General features: G+C 55.8%; 18 protein-coding genes. 11 read left to right on the top strand and 7 right to left on the bottom strand.

Going from position 1 to position 17,566, the window contains the following annotated elements; translation table 11 throughout:
• Window positions 1–113: 113 nt before the first annotated feature.
• Both ACZ6J2_RS21295 and ACZ6J2_RS21290 read right to left on the bottom strand, forming a co-directional pair.
• Entirely contained in the window at window positions 114–815 is a 702-nt protein-coding gene (locus tag ACZ6J2_RS21295) for a response regulator (RefSeq protein WP_047646296.1), read from the bottom strand.
• Window positions 816–818: 3 nt separating this feature from the next.
• Window positions 819–2,456 (bottom strand): ATP-binding protein, encoded by a 1,638-nt coding sequence (locus ACZ6J2_RS21290; protein WP_471726597.1) that lies wholly within the window; start codon window positions 2,454–2,456, stop codon window positions 819–821.
• Window positions 2,457–2,632: 176 nt separating this feature from the next.
• On the opposite strand from ACZ6J2_RS21290, the gene yjdI reads away from it, so the two are divergent.
• Both yjdI and ACZ6J2_RS21280 read left to right on the top strand, forming a co-directional pair.
• Complete coding sequence (gene yjdI / locus ACZ6J2_RS21285; protein ID WP_008499689.1) at window positions 2,633–2,863, top strand: 4Fe-4S mono-cluster protein YjdI; 231 nt, start codon at window positions 2,633–2,635, stop codon at window positions 2,861–2,863.
• A 10-nt stretch (window positions 2,864–2,873) separates the two neighbouring features.
• On the top strand, window positions 2,874–3,146 hold the full coding sequence (locus ACZ6J2_RS21280) for a GNAT family N-acetyltransferase (protein WP_008499687.1): 273 nt from the start codon (window positions 2,874–2,876) through the stop codon (window positions 3,144–3,146).
• A 27-nt stretch (window positions 3,147–3,173) separates the two neighbouring features.
• Here ACZ6J2_RS21280 and ACZ6J2_RS21275 read toward each other — a convergent pair whose 3' ends face one another.
• Complete coding sequence (locus ACZ6J2_RS21275; RefSeq protein ID WP_471726596.1) at window positions 3,174–3,785, bottom strand: LysE family translocator; 612 nt, start codon at window positions 3,783–3,785, stop codon at window positions 3,174–3,176.
• A 115-nt stretch (window positions 3,786–3,900) separates the two neighbouring features.
• Here ACZ6J2_RS21275 and ACZ6J2_RS21270 point away from each other — a divergent pair, with 115 nt between their 5' ends.
• Window positions 3,901–4,353, top strand: coding sequence for an Lrp/AsnC family transcriptional regulator (locus ACZ6J2_RS21270; protein ID WP_029742214.1), 453 nt, complete (start codon window positions 3,901–3,903; stop codon window positions 4,351–4,353).
• Between the two features lie 40 nt (window positions 4,354–4,393).
• On the opposite strand, the gene ACZ6J2_RS21265 is transcribed toward ACZ6J2_RS21270, so the two are convergent.
• Window positions 4,394–5,623: an amino acid permease gene (locus ACZ6J2_RS21265; protein ID WP_471726595.1), complete on the bottom strand. Its 1,230-nt coding sequence runs from the start codon at window positions 5,621–5,623 to the stop codon at window positions 4,394–4,396.
• 119 nt (window positions 5,624–5,742) lie between these two features.
• Window positions 5,743–6,204, bottom strand: coding sequence for a multidrug/biocide efflux PACE transporter (locus ACZ6J2_RS21260; RefSeq protein WP_023309065.1), 462 nt, complete (start codon window positions 6,202–6,204; stop codon window positions 5,743–5,745).
• 105 nt (window positions 6,205–6,309) lie between these two features.
• Between ACZ6J2_RS21260 and ACZ6J2_RS21255 the strand changes: the two genes are divergently transcribed.
• The 7 genes from ACZ6J2_RS21255 (at window position 6,310) to ACZ6J2_RS21225 (ending at window position 14,193) form a co-directional block, all read left to right on the top strand.
• Window positions 6,310–7,176 carry a LysR family transcriptional regulator gene (locus ACZ6J2_RS21255; RefSeq protein ID WP_471726594.1) on the top strand — a complete coding sequence of 289 codons (867 nt, stop codon included), beginning with the start codon at window positions 6,310–6,312 and terminating at the stop codon, window positions 7,174–7,176.
• A 93-nt stretch (window positions 7,177–7,269) separates the two neighbouring features.
• A complete protein-coding gene (locus ACZ6J2_RS21250; protein WP_038417283.1) occupies window positions 7,270–8,448 on the top strand; it encodes an acetyl-CoA C-acetyltransferase in 1,179 nt (392 codons plus the stop codon).
• A gap of 235 nt (window positions 8,449–8,683) precedes the next feature.
• Window positions 8,684–9,520, top strand: a complete 837-nt coding sequence (gene kduI, locus ACZ6J2_RS21245; RefSeq protein ID WP_039263316.1) for a 5-dehydro-4-deoxy-D-glucuronate isomerase — start codon at window positions 8,684–8,686, stop codon at window positions 9,518–9,520.
• Between the two features lie 63 nt (window positions 9,521–9,583).
• Window positions 9,584–10,345, top strand: coding sequence for a 2-dehydro-3-deoxy-D-gluconate 5-dehydrogenase KduD (gene kduD, locus ACZ6J2_RS21240; RefSeq protein ID WP_471726592.1), 762 nt, complete (start codon window positions 9,584–9,586; stop codon window positions 10,343–10,345).
• A 313-nt stretch (window positions 10,346–10,658) separates the two neighbouring features.
• Window positions 10,659–12,074, top strand: a complete 1,416-nt coding sequence (araE, locus tag ACZ6J2_RS21235) for an arabinose-proton symporter AraE (RefSeq protein ID WP_471726591.1) — start codon at window positions 10,659–10,661, stop codon at window positions 12,072–12,074.
• A gap of 213 nt (window positions 12,075–12,287) precedes the next feature.
• Complete coding sequence (gene wzz(fepE) / locus ACZ6J2_RS21230; RefSeq protein WP_471726590.1) at window positions 12,288–13,412, top strand: LPS O-antigen length regulator Wzz(fepE); 1,125 nt, start codon at window positions 12,288–12,290, stop codon at window positions 13,410–13,412.
• A gap of 88 nt (window positions 13,413–13,500) precedes the next feature.
• A complete protein-coding gene (locus ACZ6J2_RS21225; RefSeq protein WP_471726611.1) occupies window positions 13,501–14,193 on the top strand; it encodes an aspartate/glutamate racemase in 693 nt (230 codons plus the stop codon).
• Here the strand turns inward: ACZ6J2_RS21225 and ACZ6J2_RS21220 are convergent.
• Window positions 14,188–15,114: a LysR family transcriptional regulator gene (locus ACZ6J2_RS21220; RefSeq protein WP_047646287.1), complete on the bottom strand. Its 927-nt coding sequence runs from the start codon at window positions 15,112–15,114 to the stop codon at window positions 14,188–14,190. The two genes, ACZ6J2_RS21225 and ACZ6J2_RS21220, sit on opposite strands and share 6 nt — an antisense overlap.
• A gap of 121 nt (window positions 15,115–15,235) precedes the next feature.
• On the opposite strand from ACZ6J2_RS21220, the gene lysA reads away from it, so the two are divergent.
• Complete coding sequence (gene lysA / locus ACZ6J2_RS21215; protein ID WP_471726589.1) at window positions 15,236–16,498, top strand: diaminopimelate decarboxylase; 1,263 nt, start codon at window positions 15,236–15,238, stop codon at window positions 16,496–16,498.
• Here the strand turns inward: lysA and ACZ6J2_RS21210 are convergent.
• Window positions 16,468–17,505: a LacI family DNA-binding transcriptional regulator gene (locus ACZ6J2_RS21210; RefSeq protein ID WP_471726588.1), complete on the bottom strand. Its 1,038-nt coding sequence runs from the start codon at window positions 17,503–17,505 to the stop codon at window positions 16,468–16,470. The genes lysA and ACZ6J2_RS21210 overlap by 31 nt on opposite strands.
• Between the last annotated feature and the right edge of the window lie 61 nt (window positions 17,506–17,566).

The raw sequence follows: 17,566 nt of genomic DNA, 5'->3' as shown, positions 1-17,566 counted from the left end.
GCTCCACCCACAAGAGGGTGAAGCGGGCAATGATTCCGAAGTGTGATTGTCGCCGTCGTTTCAGCAATTAACACCATAAAATCCGCGAACGTTAGCCTGTGAACGGTTCTGGATTACGGTTTATCGGGCGCTTTGCGGTATAACCTTCGCGGATGACCAATATTGCCATACAGCATTTCGACGCTGATTAACCCGCTCTCCACGCAGTATTCAAGGTAGCGACGCCCCGTGGTTTTGCTGATCCCCACGTTTTCCACCACCTCTTCAACCGACATCGCGGTGTCGGGATGCTCGGCGAACAGGTTTTTAATCCGTTCCAGCGTCTGGGGTTCAATACCCTTCGTCGACGGCGTAATGGAGGCTTCCGCAGCGGGCAGGTTAAACAGGCGATCCAGCGCATGCTGATCGACCACCTTCACCTGCTGCACGGTGTGGATAAAACGCATAAACCGCTCCAGCGAGGCGTGCAGGCGCTGGAAAAAGACGGGCTTAATCAGGTAGTCAAACGCGCCGCTGCGCATGGCGTGGCTGCAGGTCTGCATATCGCTGGCGGCGGTGATGAAGATCACCGAACACTCATAGCTTTTCAGCAGCGGATTATCGATGAGCTCAACGCCTTTACCGTCCGGGAGATAGTTGTCCAGCAGGATAAGCCTCGGCTGATGCTGACGAATCAGGCTGCATGCCTGCTCAATCGACGCGGCGATGCCCACCACGCGCAAATGGAAATTCTGCTCGATATACTCGCGATGCAGCTCCGCCAGGTGCGGCTCATCTTCAACTATCACAACGTCAAGTGGTCGGGTGGTGCTCATGCTTTAGCCCTGTTGATCGGGGAGTAGAATAGGTATAAACACAGAAAAAATCGTGCCCTGCGGCGTGTTGTCGGCAATCTCAATGCTGCCGCCGGCCTTGTCGATATATCCTGCCACCAGAAACAGGCCGATACCGTGCTCGGTGCCAACAATGTCGTTTTCGCTGTCAGGCTTGCTGCTGAACCCCTGGCGGAAAATGTGCGGCTTCAACGCATCGTCCACCCCGCAGCCCCGGTCGGCTACCTCGATCAGCAGCTCCTGGTTACGGTCAGAAATGTAGAGTTCTACCGGCGCGTGGACCGACGCGTTGAGGGTCGCCTCCACGGCGTTGTCCAGCAGGTTACCAATAATGGACATCAGCTCCGTTTCACTCAGCGCGGCAGGCATGCGGGTGAGCTGGCAGGCGGGGTCAAACAGCAGCTCGATGCCTTTTTCGCGCGCGCTGACGTATTTTCCGAGCAGCAGCCCGCACAGTGCCGGGGAGACAAAATGGGCAGAGACAAAGTCCAGCACGCGCTGGGCGCCTTCTGACTGCACCTGAATGTAACGGATCGCCTCGTCATAGTGTTTCATCTGCAGTAACCCGACCAGAGTGGCGGTCCAGTTCAGCTGTTCATGGCGCATAATGCGCAGGTTATCCGCATAGCGTTTGATCTGACTGAGCTGGCTGCTGAGCGTGTTAATGTCATTTTTGTCGCGAAAGCTGTACACCCAGCCGCTTTCAACGCCCGGTTCGACCTCAATCGCTACGCGGTTGACGATCACCTCCCGCTGGTTCAGCACCGCAATCTGGTCGTGGCTGCCAGCGCTCACCGAGGCGTAGCGCTGGGATAAAAAGCCCGGCGCCGTCTGCAGAATGTCTTCCAGCGGTTTCCCGATAAGTTCATTCTCACTTTGCCGAATATCCAGCATTTCGCGTGCCGCGCGGTTAATTAAAATCAGCTGCTTCTCACCGTTGACGGCAAATACCCCTTCGTACATGGCTTCTAACAGCGCGCGCTGCTGCAAAACCAGCTGAGCGATATCTTTCGGCTCCAGCCTGAACATCTGTTTTTTTAAATTGCGGGTAAACAGCCAGGAGAAAATAAACAGCAGCAGCAGAAGCGCAGCGCCGTATAGCCCGGACTGCCAGAGAATGCGGGCGTTAATATTGGCAATATACGACGTCAGATAGCCGACCGAGACAATACCAATCACCTGATGCTGCGCGTTGAAGATGGGCGCTTTGCTGCGTAGCGACACGCCAATCCCGCCCTGACGCACGGAAATAATGGTTTTACCCTTTAACACCTCCGCATTATCCCCGCCGATCATCGGTAAATTAATACGCTCCGGAGATTCCGAATGATAAAGGTGCTGCTCCTCGGTATCGCCAATCACAATGTAGCTGGCATCGCTTTCGGCGCGCAGCGGCTGAATTAACCGGGCTATTCCCGGAATATCTCTGGCTGCAACCATAGCCGCCAGTCCCGGCATCAGCGCGATCTGGCTGGCCTGAACCCGGGCGCGCTGGCCGAGATCGTGATGGAGCTGTCGGTCAATAAAATGAAACAGGATTGTTCCCAGCAGAACTAACAGCAGGCAGGAGAAGCACACCAGCGCTAAAAACAGCTTTACCTGAAAAGAGAGTCTGCGTTTCATTCAACCTGCGGAAGTTATGTAAAAGTGACATTTGCCGAGCCTGACATGGGCCAATAGCGGACGCAATCTGGCGAGAAAAGAGTTGTGACCTGGCTTTTCGTTTTCGGCGTTATAGCCATCAGGATCCCGTAAGGCTATGCTTCATTCAGCACGATAATAATTACAGAGGCAATGTCATGGATAAAGAACTACTGGATGCGGGTTACCGGGCCTATACCGGCGAGAAAATTGACGTTTACTTCAATACCGGGATCTGCAAACACTCAGGTAACTGCGTGCGTGGGAGCGCAAAGCTGTTTAATCTGAAACGTAAACCGTGGATCATTCCCGATGAAGTGGACGTTGAAACGGTTGTACGCGTGATTGATACCTGCCCGAGCGGTGCGCTGAAGTATCGCCAAAAATAAGCGAGGAACCATGGATATTCTGGAAGGCCATAACAAGTTTTACGTGAATGATGCGAACGGCAACCAGGTCGCGGAGATTGTCTTCGTGCCGACCGGCGAGCACCTGAGCATTATCGAGCACACCGACGTGGATGAGAGCCTGAAAGGGCAGGGCGTTGGCAAGCAGCTGGTGGCGAAAGTGGTAGAGAAGATGCGCGGTGAGAACCGCAAAATTATTCCGCTGTGCCCGTTCGCGAAACATGAGTTTGATAAAACGCGGGAATATGACGATATTCGGGCGTAAATAACACCGGCGATGGCCGGTGTTTTTTTATCTTACCTGCTCAAGCAGCAATACCATCGCGATCAGCACCATTATCCCTCCAGATGCCATGCTCACCCGACGCGCCGCCTGTGGCCGGGTCGCCAGCACCGCTTTCGAACCATACCCCACCAGCAGATAGACCAGCGTACAGGTGATAAGGTGCATCACGCCAAGCGCGGACATCTGCATCGCTATCGACCAGCTTCCGGTCGGGTCGGTAAACTGCGGAAGCAGCGCCAGGAAAAGTAAAAAAACTTTCGGGTTAAGACCGCTAATGCAGAGCCCTTTCACCGCCCACTGCCTCCAGTTTCCCGCATGATGGGTGGCCTTTTCCGGTGCGGCAGGGTGACGCAACAGTCCGATGCCAAGCCACAGGAGATACGCGGCCCCCGCGACGGTCAGCCCGGTTAACGCCAGCGGATGCTGAGCAATCACTACGCCCACGCCAGCCACCACAATCAGCGTAGCTAACAGATGCCCGGACATTAACCCCATCACCGCCGGTACCACGCGTCGTCCGTTAATCCCGGCGCTAATGGCGTAGGCCCAGTCGGCGCCCGGCGTCATGATAAGCAGAAAAGAAACCACCCAAAAGCCGGCCACAATACTCATTTCCATCGTCCTGAAATCTCCCGCAGTGCGTCAAAAGCTGAGAAAAAGAATATCGCTAACCCTGCGAAATAGGTTTTCAATGTTATGCTCATAACACCGTGAAAATGAGAAAATCTTCCACATGGATAGCATCGATCGAAAAATTCTTGCTGAGCTACAGTCTGATGGCCGTTTATCCCTGACCGAGCTGGCGGAAAGAGTGAATCTGAGCCTCTCGCCGTGCCATCGTCGCGTGCGGGCGCTGGAGCAAAGCGGGGCCATAACGGGATACCGAGCCAGCCTCGATCCCGCCAAAATGGGATTCAACTTCCTGGCAATAGTGTTTGCGACGCTGAAGGAGGGTGACCGTAAGGCGGTTAGCGCGTTTGAAGCTGCGGTGGAGGAAATTCCGCAGATCGTGCTGGCACAGCGCCTGTTTGGCGATCCCGATTATCTAATGCACGTCGTGACCCGCGACCTGTCCGCTTTCCAGAAACTTTACGACGAGAAGCTCTCCGCCATGCCCGGCGTGCAGCACCTTCGCTCTACGCTTGTGATGAAAACGGTCGTGCAGGACAGACCTTTTCCGCTGTAAGCAATGGCCTGCCCGGCAGAGCGCCGGACAGGAAAAGGGATCAGCCTACAAACATCACCGACACGCACAGCACGCCTACGATCAGCGTCAGCAGGTTGCCAATGGAGCGGTACTGTTTCAGGGAGGGGATCAGATACGTCGACAGCGTCGGCATGATAAACAGGATCATGGCGATAAGCGGGCCGCTGATGGCGTAAATCATCGAAATGGCGTTCGGGTTAATGCAGCAGACGGCAAAGGTGATTAACGACACCCCCATAATGGAAATCGCGCGGTTAAAGGCGCGGCTCTTTTTCACGCCTACCTGATTGAGAGACGACTTCACGATCTCCGTCGCCCCTTCAATCACCCCAAAATAGGTGCCGAGGAACGATTTCGACATCGCAATAATCGCCACGATAATCCCGGAAATGCCCAGCCACGCCGGTGAAGAAGGCATCATCGACAGCGCAGACAGGATCGTCACCCCTTCCTCTTTGGCGGCCACAATGTACGACGGCGGAATAGAGAGCAGGCAGCTGAAGACAAAGAACAGCACGCTCAGGCAGATAATCAGGTACGCCACCTTCATGATTTTCTTACATTTATCCATAGCGCCGTCGGCAAACTTCTCGCGGCGGTCAACGGCAAACGTGGAGATAATCGGGGTATGGCTGAACGCAAACACCATCACCGGAATCGAAATCCATACCTGATGCAGCGTATGACGATCGACGGCCATCTGGCTGGTCAGCAGCGAGGGTTGCCAGCTTCCGGTCAGATAGAGCGAGACAAACAGGAAATAGGCAATCAGCGGAAATACCAGGAAGCCCATCACTTTTATCGTGATATGGCGCCCCATCAGGAAGATCAGATTCAGAACCAGCACCACTCCCAGGCTGACCAGCACGCGAACGGAGGTATCCACCGTCAGGTGTTTTGCCAGCTGCTCCGTGAGCGAGTTGGTGATGGCCACCGCATAAATCTGCACCACCACAAAGAAGGCGATGAAATAGAGCGTGGTGATCAGATTGCCAATCTTCCTGCCGTAATAGTGCGAGACGGCGCCGGTGATCCCTTCATTGCCTTTTGTTTTTGACGACAGGATAAACTGCGCCAGCGCCCGGTGCGGCCAGTAGGTTAAGGGATAGGCCACGAGGGCGGTAATAAACAGGACGATAGCGCCTGCGGAGCCCAGCTGAATGGGCAAGAACAGCGTTCCTGCGCCCACGGCCGTGCCATAGAGAGCGAAACTCCAGAGAGTCTCATCTTTTGACCAAATTTTCGACATTAGAGCAACGTATCAACTATCAAACTATCGGAATGGAGTGCAATTTACCATAGTTATGCACGGAGAGCGCAGTTGCTTCGACGGAGTTTGGCCGGAACGGGCGTCCGGCCAGAAGCGGTTTAGCCTGCCAGGGCGCGCCGTTGCTGGCGACGCTTAAGAAATTTCTCGCGCAGGCTATCGTACGCCCAGTTGTAGAACATGGTGTACGGCAGGAAGAACAGGAAGAAACCTATTTCCAGCGTGAATGCCTGAAGCAGGGTAACGCCCAGCACGGCGGCGACAATCGATACGCCAATCACAATAAACCCGCATTCGAACCCCAGCGCATGCAGCGCACGCACTTTTGCGGTACGTTTGACGCGCTGAACGGGCCAGAAACGGTCGAAGCCGAAGTTATAAATAATGTTCCAAAGCATGGCGGTGGTGGCCAGAATAATGGTCAACCCACCCATCTCCACCACGGAACGCTGCATCAGCCACGCCGCCGTAGGGGCGAGGATCGCAGTAGCAATCCCTTCGAAACAGACAGCATGAAAGATCCGCTCCGGCAGCTTACGTTGGAGTGCATCCTGATGTTGCATAGTCATAGACCTCATTAATTCGCCGGTATGGGCGTTGATGCAGCCTATTTTCATCGCTAAAGCTGATATATTAAAGATAGTATCCATCGCTAAAGTAGATAGGTTATGCGCTATTCACCCGAAGCCCTTACCGCGTTTGTCGAGACCGTTGCGGCGGGCTCTTTTTCTGCTGCCGCACGCCGGCTGCGTAAAAGCCAGTCGACGATCAGCACGTCGATTGCCAATCTTGAAGCCGATCTGGGTTTCGAGCTGTTTGACCGCTCGGCGCGCCAGCCGGTGTTAACGGTCCAGGGAGAACAGGTGCTGGGTTACGTGCAGGCGATCCTGGCCGCCAGCACGCGGCTGGACGAGCTGGCGGTGTCGCTAACGGCGCAAACGGAGGCGCGTCTGACGTTTGTCCTTTCCGATACCCTCAACCCGGACGTGCTGGAAGAGATGATGAAGCAGTTTGACGCGCGTTTTCCCCATACGGAATTCGAATGTCTGATTGGCGAGGAAGAGGACGTGATCGATCTGCTGCAGAAGGAGCGAGCGCAGATTGGCCTGACGGAAGCGCGCGACAGTTACCCTACGGATATTGGCGTCACCCGCCTGCCGATGCAGACCCGCATGGCGATCTACGTCGCGACCACGCATCCGCTGGCCGGACAACATGACGTTCAGCATGACGAGCTGCACGGCTGGCGGGAGCTGCGGCTCAGCACCTATCTTGAGCGCGAGGCTGAGATCGCGCGCGGGCCCGTCTGGTCAGCGCCGAATTACCTGTTACTCTTGAGTATGGCGGTACAGGGATTTGGCTGGTGCGTGCTGCCGTGTGCGCTGGTGGATGAATTTGCCGCCGCGAAATCCCTGGTACAGCTCAATGTTCCCGGCTGGCCGCGGGCGATCGGCATCGATCTGCTGTGGAATAAACGATCCCCTCCCGGCGTTGCCGGAAGCTGGCTGCGGCAGTATCTGCAGGATGCGCGCTGATCCTTGTGATTAAACTCACTATTTTTAAACAATTAAGATAATTGCCAGTAACAATCCTCTACTATCGTCATGTCATTTAACACAGAGGTCGTGATGAAAGATGTCGTAATAGTGGGTGCGTTGCGTACAGCTATCGGCTGTTTTCAGGGAGCGCTCGCGCGTCACTCGGCGGTTGACCTGGGCAGCGTGGTGGTAAAAGCGCTGGTGGAACGTAGCGGGATCGCAGCGCATGAAGTTGATGAGGTGATCCTGGGACAGGTTCTCACGGCCGGTGCCGGGCAAAACCCTGCGCGTCAGGCGGCGCTGAAGGGCGGGCTGCCCAATACCGTTTCGGCCATTACCATCAACGACGTCTGTGGTTCAGGATTAAAAGCGCTGCATCTCGCGACGCAAGCCATTCAGTGTGGTGAAGCGGACGTGATCATCGCGGGCGGGCAGGAGAATATGAGCCGCGCGCCGCACGTGTTGACCGACAGCCGGACCGGCGCACAGCTTGGCAACAGTCAGCTGCTCGACAGCCTGGTGCATGACGGGCTTTGGGATGCGTTCAATGACTATCATATGGGCGTGACGGCGGAAAACCTGGCGCGCGAGTACGGCATCAGCCGTGAGGTGCAGGATGCCTATGCGCTAAGCTCGCAGCAAAAAGCGCGTGCGGCGATTGATTCCGGTCGCTTTCGCGACGAAATTGTCCCGGTCAGCACGCAGCGTCAGAGCGGCGAGCGTATCCTCGTGGATACTGATGAACAGCCGCGCACCGACGCCAGCGCTGAAGGCCTGGCGAGGCTGAATCCCGCGTTTGAAATGCAGGGCTCGGTGACGGCGGGAAATGCTTCTTCCATTAACGACGGCGCTGCCGCCGTCATGATGATGAGCGAAAGCAAAGCCCTTGAACTCGATCTTCCGGTCCTGGCTCGCATCAAGGCGTTCGCCAGCGTAGGGGTTGATCCTGCGTTAATGGGGATCGCACCGGTCTACGCGACCCGCCGCTGCCTGGAGCGCGCGGGGTGGCAGCTTTCGGATGTGGATCTGATCGAGGTGAACGAAGCCTATGCCGCGCAGGCGATCTCCGTCGGAAAAATGCTGGAGTGGGATCCTCTGCGGGTCAACGTTAACGGCGGCGCGATCGCGCTGGGTCATCCTATCGGTGCGTCCGGCTGCCGGATCCTGGTTTCGCTGGTCCACGAAATGAAAAAGCGCAATGCCCGCAAAGGGATTGCCACACTCTGTATAGGCGGCGGGCAAGGGGTGGCGCTGGCCATCGAACGCTAACCTCTCCTCATTCAAAATGACCTCCTCCGGGAGGTTTTTTTTCGCGTCCTTTTTCTCCCGGCGGTTGAATTGTGATCCGAACATCATTTCCGCTATAAACAAAAATAAAAATGAAACGTTGTTTTAAATATAATTGAAAAGCCCGCTTTATGCCGATAGTATGTGCTCATTATGAAAAACGGAACGCTGTTTCGTTTATTTCCGCCTTCGGGCATGACCACATCTGGAGGTTACCGTGGACGTCAGAGAAAGCATCCACAGTGCGCACGCCAAAACGCTGGATACGCAGGGGCTGCGCAATGCATTTTTAGTCGAGCAGGTATTCGAGGCCGACAGGTACACCATGGTTTACAGCCATATCGACCGCATCATTGTGGGCGGGATTCTGCCCGTCACGAAAAGCGTCTCCGTGGGCGGTGAGGTCGGTAAACAGCTGGGCGTGAGCTACTTCCTCGAGCGTCGCGAGCTGGGGGTGATTAACATCGGCGGGCCGGGCACCATCACCGTAGACGGAAAATGCTATGAGATTGGCCATCGCGAGGCGCTGTACGTGGGTAAAGGGGCGAAAGACGTGGTCTTTGCCAGCATCGACGGCAGCAGGCCTGCGAAGTTTTACTACAACTGCGCGCCGGCTCACTCCACCTACCCAACCAAAAAAGTGACCACGGCAGACGTCGCACCCGTGACGCTGGGCGATAACCTCACCAGCAACCGCCGCACCATCAATAAATACTTTGTGCCGGACGTGCTGGAGACCTGCCAGCTCAGCATGGGATTGACCGAGCTGGCACCGGGCAACCTGTGGAACACCATGCCGTGTCATACCCACGAGCGCCGCATGGAAGTCTACTTCTACTTCAACATGGATGAGGACGCCTGCGTATTCCACATGATGGGACAGCCGCAGGAAACGCGCCATATCGTGATGCACAACGAGCAGGCGGTGATTTCACCGAGCTGGTCCATTCACTCCGGCGTAGGGACGAAAGCCTACACCTTTATCTGGGGAATGGTGGGGGAAAACCAGGTCTTTGATGATATGGACCACGTTGCGGTCAGCGATCTGCGCTAGTCGCGGGCGGTGAAGCATAAACCTGCCTGTGAGTGACAGGCTCTGAAAGAGTAAGGAATAAACATGATTCTGGATGCATTCTCTCTGCAGGGGAAAGTGGCTGTGGTTTCCGGGTGTGACACCGGGCTGGGTCAGGGAATGGCGTTAGGCCTGGCGGAAGCGGGCTGCGATATCGTCGGAATTAATATCGTTGAACCGACTGAGACCATCGAACGCGTGACGGCCCTGGGGCGCCGTTTCCTGAGCCTGACCGCTGACCTGCGTAAAATCGATGCCATTCCTGAACTGCTGGACCGCGCGGTGGCTGAATTCGGTCATATCGACATTCTGGTGAACAACGCCGGGCTGATCCGCCGCGAAGACGCGATCAGCTTCAGCGAGCGCGACTGGGATGACGTGATGGATTTGAACATCAAGAGCGTATTTTTCATGTCCCAGTCGGCGGCGAAGCATTTTATTGCCCGGGGGAAAGGCGGCAAGATCATTAACATTGCCTCTATGCTCTCGTTCCAGGGCGGCATCCGCGTGCCGTCTTACACCGCGTCCAAAAGCGCCGTGATGGGCGTGACCCGCCTGCTGGCAAACGAATGGGCGAAACATAACATCAACGTGAATGCGATTGCGCCGGGCTACATGGCGACCAACAACACGCAGCAGCTGCGTGCTGACGAAGAGCGCAGCGCGGCGATCCTCGAGCGTATCCCTGCGGGACGCTGGGGTCTGCCGAGCGATCTGATGGGGCCGATTGTCTTCCTGGCCTCCTCTGCATCGGATTACATCAACGGTTACACCGTGGCTGTAGACGGCGGCTGGCTGGCGCGTTAATTCCACCTGTATTAAGAACCTCTGCCTGTGGGCGGAGGTTTTTTTTGCGCAATAATTGGCTTAGTCCATATCGATAAAGATGAAAAATCCATACTAAAAAATCCCAAATGACGGCAATCACACTTTTATTGCTTAAATATTAACTGATTAGTAAAAATACGTGATTATTCGCCACGAGTTGAAATTGTAATGTCCATCACAGAACCGTATGCCGTAGCGGAATAATCCATAACTTCGCGATTTCCTGCCTGACACTTTTCTTCGCTTTCTCGTAATTTCAGTTAACGAATTTTGCTGTTGAGGCAGGAAAAATATGACATCGATAAATGACTCTACCCTAATGCCCGCTGCGCTGCGTGATACTCGCCGCATGAACCAGTTTGTCTCCATTGCCGCCGCCGTGGCGGGCCTGTTATTTGGACTGGATATCGGCGTCATTGCCGGCGCATTACCGTTTATTACCGATCACTTTACCCTCAGCAGTCGCCTGCAGGAGTGGGTGGTGAGCAGCATGATGCTCGGCGCGGCCATCGGCGCGCTGTTCAACGGCTGGCTGTCGTTTCGTCTGGGGCGCAAATACAGCCTGATGGTCGGGGCGATTCTGTTCGTTGCCGGCTCTATTGGCTCGGCGTTTGCCTCTAACGTTGAAATCCTGCTGCTCTCCCGCGTGCTGCTGGGCGTGGCGGTGGGGATTGCCTCCTACACCGCGCCGCTTTATCTCTCCGAAATGGCGAGCGAAAACGTGCGCGGCAAGATGATCAGCATGTATCAGCTGATGGTCACGCTGGGCATCGTGCTGGCGTTCCTGTCTGACACCTACTTCAGCTACAGCGGTAACTGGCGCGCGATGCTGGGCGTGCTGGCCTTACCGGCGCTGGTGCTGATCGTCCTGGTGATTTTCCTGCCAAACAGCCCGCGCTGGCTGGCGCAAAAAGGGCGTCACGTGGAGGCGGAAGAGGTTCTGCGCATGCTGCGCGATACCTCGGAAAAAGCGCGCGAAGAGCTGAACGAAATCCGCGAAAGCCTGAAGCTAAAGCAGGGCGGCTGGGCGCTGTTTAAGATCAACCGCAACGTGCGCCGTGCGGTCTTCCTCGGCATGTTGCTGCAGGCGATGCAGCAGTTCACCGGCATGAACATCATCATGTATTACGCACCGCGCATTTTCAAAATGGCCGGGTTCACCACCACGGAACAGCAGATGATTGCGACTCTGGTGGTCGGGCTGACCTTCATGTTCGCCACCTTTATTGCGGTATTCACCGTGGACAAAGCCGGGCGTAAACCGGCGCTGAAAATTGGCTTCAGCGTGATGGCGCTCGGCACGCTGATTCTGGGCTACTGCCTGATGCAGTTTGATAACGGCACGGCCTCAAGCGGGCTTTCCTGGCTTTCTGTCGGTATGACCATGATGTGTATCGCAGGTTACGCGATGAGCGCCGCGCCGGTGGTGTGGATCCTGTGCTCCGAAATTCAGCCGCTGAAATGCCGTGACTTTGGCATCACCTGTTCCACGACCACCAACTGGGTGTCGAACATGATCATCGGCGCGACGTTCCTGACGCTGCTGGACGCGATTGGCGCTGCCGGAACCTTCTGGCTCTATACGGTGCTGAACGTAGCGTTTATTGGCGTTACGTTCTGGCTGATCCCGGAAACCAAAGGCGTGACGCTGGAACATATCGAACGCAAGCTGATGGCAGGAGAGAAACTGCGAAACATCGGCGTGTGATTGTTCTGCATGTTCGAAGGCTTCACTCTATGCCGTAACTGGAAAAAAAAGCGGCTTAGCCACAATAATAATGTGACTAAGATCACTACTAACTCTGGTAGGGAGTAGACACAGAGAGGGAACTGGCATTAGGATTTTTCTTAGATTGTTGAATTGTCGGGCCACCGCTATCAATTGAGCAGACGCGTTGCATCCGGAAAAAGAAGAATCACTATGTCAGAAATGGATTTAAGAAAAAGCACGGACCTCGACTTTCCCCGTTTTGCCGCCCCGTCTGTAAGCGCAAAAGAGATAGATCTTCTGGGATTGTTTGAGGTCCTTCTGGCGGCGAAAAAACGTATCGCCGCCATTATCTTTACTTTCGCGCTGGTGGGGCTGGCCGTTTCATTTTTACTGCCGCAGAAGTGGACCAGTAAAGCGGTGATCACCCCGGCAGAACAGCTGCAGTGGAACCCACTGCGCCAGATGATGGTTGCGTTACAGGTGCTTGATGTGGACGTGAAGATTACCCGTCCGCAAACCTTTGACCTGTTTATTAAAAAGTTCCAGTCTCAGTCATTGCTCGAAGAGTATATGACAACCTCTCCTTACGTAACATCGAAGCTGCAAGGCACCACGGTGGATCCGCTTGAGCTGCATCGCGCGATAGTCAACATTTCAGATCGAATGAAAGCGGTGAATAACGCTCAGGGAAAAGAGGCGGATAAAACGCCTTATGTTTCCTGGACATTGAGCTTCACTGCACCGACGGCTGACGATGCGCAAGCCGTCCTGGCGGGGTACATTGATTATATCGCGGCTATTGTAGAAAAAGAGACGGTGCAGAATATCCGCAACCTGATCGCCCTAAAAACGAACGTCGTTGAGCAGCAGCTGGAACTGGATCGAGTTCGTCTGACCAATATTCACAATACCAACCTGCAGCGACTGAATTATTCGCTGGAAGTGGCAAATGCCGCAGGCATCAAGAGGCCGGTTTACAGCAACGGGCAGGCCGTAAAAGATGACCCGGATTACTCCGTTGCGCTCGGTGCTGACGGTATCGCGCAAAAGCTGCAGATTGAAAAAAATTTGAAGGACGTGACCGAGCTGAATGCGGATTTCCAGAACAGGGAATACTACCTCGCACAGCTGAAAAAGCTCTCCTTTGCCGATGTTAAACTTGAGCCATTCAGATACCAGCTTTCTCCCTCCATGCCGGTGAAAAAGGATGGCCCGGGCAAGGCTCTGATTGTCGTTCTGGCGGCGCTCCTGGGGGGGATGTTTGCCTGCGGTAGCGTTTTACTGCGCGAGGCGATGCTCACCCGTACTTCGCCGCCAGAGCCGGTGGCTAAATAAGCTCTGCAGTTTAAAAAGGCGCTGAATACAGCGCCTTTTTTTATGTACTTCGGTTGTGTTAAAAAAGAAACAAAGAAAAGGAGGGATGATGAAAACGATCGGCCTGTTAGGTGGAATGAGCTGGGAATCGACAATCCCTTATTACCGCCTGATTAATGAAGGGGTAAAGCAGCGTCTGGGTGGTTTGCACTCCGCAAGCCTGCTGCTGCACAGCGTTGATTTCCATGAAATCGAAGCCTGCCAGTCGAGCGGGGAGTGGGATAAAGCCGGGGAGATCCTGGCCCAGGCGGCGCTGGGACTGGAGCGTGCCGGCGCCGAGGGTATCGTGCTTTGTACCAATACCATGCACAAAGTGGCGTCGCATATTGAGGACCGCTGCTCGCTGCCGTTTCTGCATATCGCGGACGCGACCGGTCGTGCGATTGCCGCATCCGGTATGCGCCGCGTAGCGCTTTTGGGCACACGCTACACCATGGAACAGGATTTTTATCGCGGGCGTTTGCACAGTGAATTTGGGATCGAGAGCCTGATCCCGGATGAAGACGATCGGGCGCGCATCAATCAGATTATCTTTGACGAGCTCTGCCTCGGTACCTTCACCGAATCTTCCCGCGCGTATTACGTCAGCGTCATCGATAAACTCGCGCAGCAGGGGGCAGAAGGGGTGATCTTCGGCTGCACCGAGATTGGCCTGCTGGTGCCAGCCGAGCGAAGCCCCGTCCCGGTATTCGATACCACCGCCATCCATGCCGCGGATGCCGTGGCGTTTATGCTGTCATAACGGGTTTTGCAGGTCAGGTAAGCGAAGCGCCACCTGACGCGCGTGCTCCTTTAAGTGTTCGGTGAAAGCGTCCACCAGCGCGGAAGCCGGACGGTGCAGCGGGCGGATCAGGCTCACGGTGAACGGGACGGACACGCTAAAGCGGCGGATGACGATCCCGCTTCCGGCATAGTCCAGCGCCGTGAGCGGATTCACCACCGCGACGCCGACGCCTGCACGCACCATCGCGCAAATCGAAGCCGCGCTGTGCGTTTCCACCACCATTCGCCGTTTGACCTGATGCTCGGCAAATAGCGTATCCAGCAGCTGTCTGTAACTGTCGGTCTGCGACAGGCTAATGTAGTTTTCCCCGTGAAAATCCTCCGGCGTGAGCACTGCCTTACCGGCAAGCCGATGTCCGGCGGGCAGAACGCACACTTCATCTAACGAGATCAGCTCCGTACGCGCCGTTCCCGCTGGCGTGGAAAGGGTTTCGGTTAGCCCTAAATCATGGCGCTGGGCCGAAAGCCACTCTTCAAGCAGAGGGGATTCCTGAGGCACGATGGTGAGGCTGACCTCCGGGTATCGGGCCAGAAAGGGCTGCAGCAGCATCGGCAAAAAGGATTGCGAAAAGACGGGCAGGCAGACGATAGACAGCTCGCCCTGGCGAAACTCGCGCAGGCTTTCCGCAGCACTCACTATTCTGTCCAGTCCGTACCAGGAGCGCTGGACTTCCTCGAACAGGCGCAACCCCTGCACCGTCGGGTGAAGCCTGCCCCGGGTACGCTCGAACAGCTTTAACCCCAGCACTTTCTCGAAGCGGGCCAGCTCGCGGCTCACCGTCGGCTGCGAGGTATGCAACATCTGTGCGGCTTCGGTGAGATTGCCGGTGGTCATCACGGCGTGAAAAATCTCGATGTGGCGTAAATTGACGGCGGGCATAGGGCACCTGAAAGCAGATTACTGTCCATATCATTTTTGCATAGACTCGCGATAAAACGATATTTTTTATTCTCTTCGCGCTGTGGCGTAATCATCAAAACGCATTTACCCGGAGAAGACCATGCCACGCCCGCTGAACCAGACTGAGACCGATTTGAACGCCGACAACCTGCTGCGCCTGCCTGCCGAGTTTGGCTGCCCGGTGTGGGTCTACGACGCGCAGATTGTTCGCGAGAAGATCGCCGCCCTGCATCAGTTTGACGTGGTGCGTTTTGCCCAGAAGGCGTGCTCCAATATTCATATTCTGCGCCTGATGCGTGAGCAGTGCGTGAAGGTCGACTCCGTTTCACTTGGCGAAATCGAGCGCGCGCTGGCTGCCGGATTCGATCCGAAAGCCGACGGCGACGCGATCGTCTTCACCGCCGATGTGATCGACGATGCGACGCTTGCGCGCGTCCACGAACTGCAGATCCCGGTGAATGCCGGTTCTGTAGATATGCTGGAGCAGCTGGGTCAGGTTTCTCCCGGCCATCGCGTCTGGCTGCGCGTGAATCCAGGCTTTGGTCATGGTCACAGCCAAAAAACCAATACCGGCGGTGAAAACAGCAAGCACGGAATCTGGTATGCCGATATGCCTGCCGCGCTGGAGGTATTACAGCGCTATGGCCTGAAGCTGGTGGGGATTCATATGCACATTGGCTCTGGCGTCGATTACGGCCACCTGGAGCAGGTGTGCGGTGCGATGGTGCGCCAGGTTGTCGACTTCGGTCAGGATCTGGAGGCGATCTCAGCCGGTGGCGGTCTCTCCATTCCTTATCGCGAAGGCGAAGAGGCGATCGATACCGATCACTACTACGGTCTGTGGAGCGCCGCGCGTGACCAAATCGCCGCGCATCTTGGTCACGCGGTGAAGCTGGAAATTGAGCCGGGTCGTTTCCTGGTGGCGGAAGCCGGCGTGCTGGTTTCGCAGGTGCGCAGCGTCAAAGAGATGGGGTCTCGCCACTTCGTCTTGATTGACGCAGGCTTTAACGATCTGATGCGTCCGTCCATGTACGGCAGCTATCACCACATTACCGCCCTGGCTTCCGACGGCCGTGATTTAACGCAGGCGCCGCGCGTTGAGACGGTCGTTGCGGGCCCGCTGTGCGAATCGGGTGACGTGTTTACCCAGCAGGAAGGCGGCAAAGTGGAGACCCGCGCGCTGCCAGAGGTCAAACCGGGTGATTATCTTGTGCTGCATGATACCGGTGCCTACGGGGCGTCGATGTCATCTAACTACAACAGCCGCCCGCTGCTGCCGGAAGTGCTGTTTGATAACGGCAAGGCACGGCTGATCCGTCGTCGCCAGACCATTCAGGAACTTCTGGCTTTAGAACTCATCTGATGAAAGTACGGCCCCGTTGTGACCGAATCGCGTAACACCAGCGTGCCGGTAAACGGCGGGATAGCATCGACCGGCTGGTTTTTTGCCAGCCGGATCGCCTGATCGATGGCCGTGACAATCATATTGTCGATGGGCAGATAAACCGATGAGAGCGCGGGCTCCAGCCATTTCGCGCTTGGGGCATCGTCAAAGCCGAACAGTGAAATATCCTGCGGAATTTTAAGCCCCGCCTGGTGTAACGCTTTGGACGCACCCAGGGCCATATCGTCGTTACAGGCAAACAGGGCGCTAAACGGCACTCCGTCGGCAATCAACTCCTTGCACAGCTCGTATCCCCGCGTCATTCCCGCATCGCCGTACTTTATCCGACGCTCGTCCAGACGAATGCCGTGCTTTTCCAGCGCTTTACGGTAGCCCATCAGCCGCGCTTTCCCGGTTGGGGTATGGATCGGAACGGTGATACAGGCGATCTCCCGATGGCCCTGGGCGATCAGGTAATCCACGGCCTTAAATGCGGCATCCTGCTGTTCGAAAAACACGCAGCGATCCGGCGCCTGGCTCACTTCACGGTTAATGACCACCAGCGGCGTTTTCACGGTATTCATCAGTTTGACGATCGCTTTTTCGCTCATGTAGCGCGTGTAAAGCACGATGGCATCGCACTGGCGATCGGCCAGCATCTGCACCGCCTGTTCTTCCTGTTCCGGCGCGTCGTGACCGTCGGTGACGATCAGCTGTTTCCCGTGAGTTTCCGTCTGCCGCGACGCCTGCTGGAGAAGACGACCAAAGTAAAAGCCGTCGAAGGTCGAGACGACCAGGCCAATGCTGTTGCTGGTCTGGTTAGCCAGCGAACGCGCGAGAAAGTTCGGGCGATAGCCCAGCTCTTCCATCGCAGCAAAGACCTGCTGACGCGTACTCTCTTTAACCTGACCTGTGCCGTTCAGCACGCGCGAGACGGTAGCCTTCGACACGCCCGCACGCAGTGAGACATCCAGCATTGTTGCCATTCTACATTCCTGCTTCCACGTAATGATTTGCAGTTTAACACAGACCTCACGGCGTATAGGC

The organism is Enterobacter sp. E14S, assembly GCF_055666685.1.
This window is presented reverse-complemented; position numbering and strand designations above follow the sequence as displayed.

Excerpts from the sequence above, each read along its gene's own strand:
- ACZ6J2_RS21295 (WP_047646296.1), bottom strand. The coding sequence starts at position 815 with ATGAGCACCACCCGACCACTTGACGTTGTGATAGTTGAAGATGAGCCG.
- ACZ6J2_RS21290 (WP_471726597.1), bottom strand. The coding sequence starts at position 2,456 with ATGAAACGCAGACTCTCTTTTCAGGTAAAGCTGTTTTTAGCGCTGGTG.
- yjdI (WP_008499689.1), top strand. The coding sequence starts at position 2,633 with ATGGATAAAGAACTACTGGATGCGGGTTACCGGGCCTATACCGGCGAG.
- ACZ6J2_RS21280 (WP_008499687.1), top strand. The coding sequence starts at position 2,874 with ATGGATATTCTGGAAGGCCATAACAAGTTTTACGTGAATGATGCGAAC.
- ACZ6J2_RS21275 (WP_471726596.1), bottom strand. The coding sequence starts at position 3,785 with ATGGAAATGAGTATTGTGGCCGGCTTTTGGGTGGTTTCTTTTCTGCTT.
- ACZ6J2_RS21270 (WP_029742214.1), top strand. The coding sequence starts at position 3,901 with ATGGATAGCATCGATCGAAAAATTCTTGCTGAGCTACAGTCTGATGGC.
- ACZ6J2_RS21265 (WP_471726595.1), bottom strand. The coding sequence starts at position 5,623 with ATGTCGAAAATTTGGTCAAAAGATGAGACTCTCTGGAGTTTCGCTCTC.
- ACZ6J2_RS21260 (WP_023309065.1), bottom strand. The coding sequence starts at position 6,204 with ATGCAACATCAGGATGCACTCCAACGTAAGCTGCCGGAGCGGATCTTT.
- ACZ6J2_RS21255 (WP_471726594.1), top strand. The coding sequence starts at position 6,310 with ATGCGCTATTCACCCGAAGCCCTTACCGCGTTTGTCGAGACCGTTGCG.
- ACZ6J2_RS21250 (WP_038417283.1), top strand. The coding sequence starts at position 7,270 with ATGAAAGATGTCGTAATAGTGGGTGCGTTGCGTACAGCTATCGGCTGT.
- kduD (WP_471726592.1), top strand. The coding sequence starts at position 9,584 with ATGATTCTGGATGCATTCTCTCTGCAGGGGAAAGTGGCTGTGGTTTCC.
- araE (WP_471726591.1), top strand. The coding sequence starts at position 10,659 with ATGACATCGATAAATGACTCTACCCTAATGCCCGCTGCGCTGCGTGAT.
- ACZ6J2_RS21225 (WP_471726611.1), top strand. The coding sequence starts at position 13,501 with ATGAAAACGATCGGCCTGTTAGGTGGAATGAGCTGGGAATCGACAATC.
- ACZ6J2_RS21220 (WP_047646287.1), bottom strand. The coding sequence starts at position 15,114 with ATGCCCGCCGTCAATTTACGCCACATCGAGATTTTTCACGCCGTGATG.
- lysA (WP_471726589.1), top strand. The coding sequence starts at position 15,236 with ATGCCACGCCCGCTGAACCAGACTGAGACCGATTTGAACGCCGACAAC.
- ACZ6J2_RS21210 (WP_471726588.1), bottom strand. The coding sequence starts at position 17,505 with ATGGCAACAATGCTGGATGTCTCACTGCGTGCGGGCGTGTCGAAGGCT.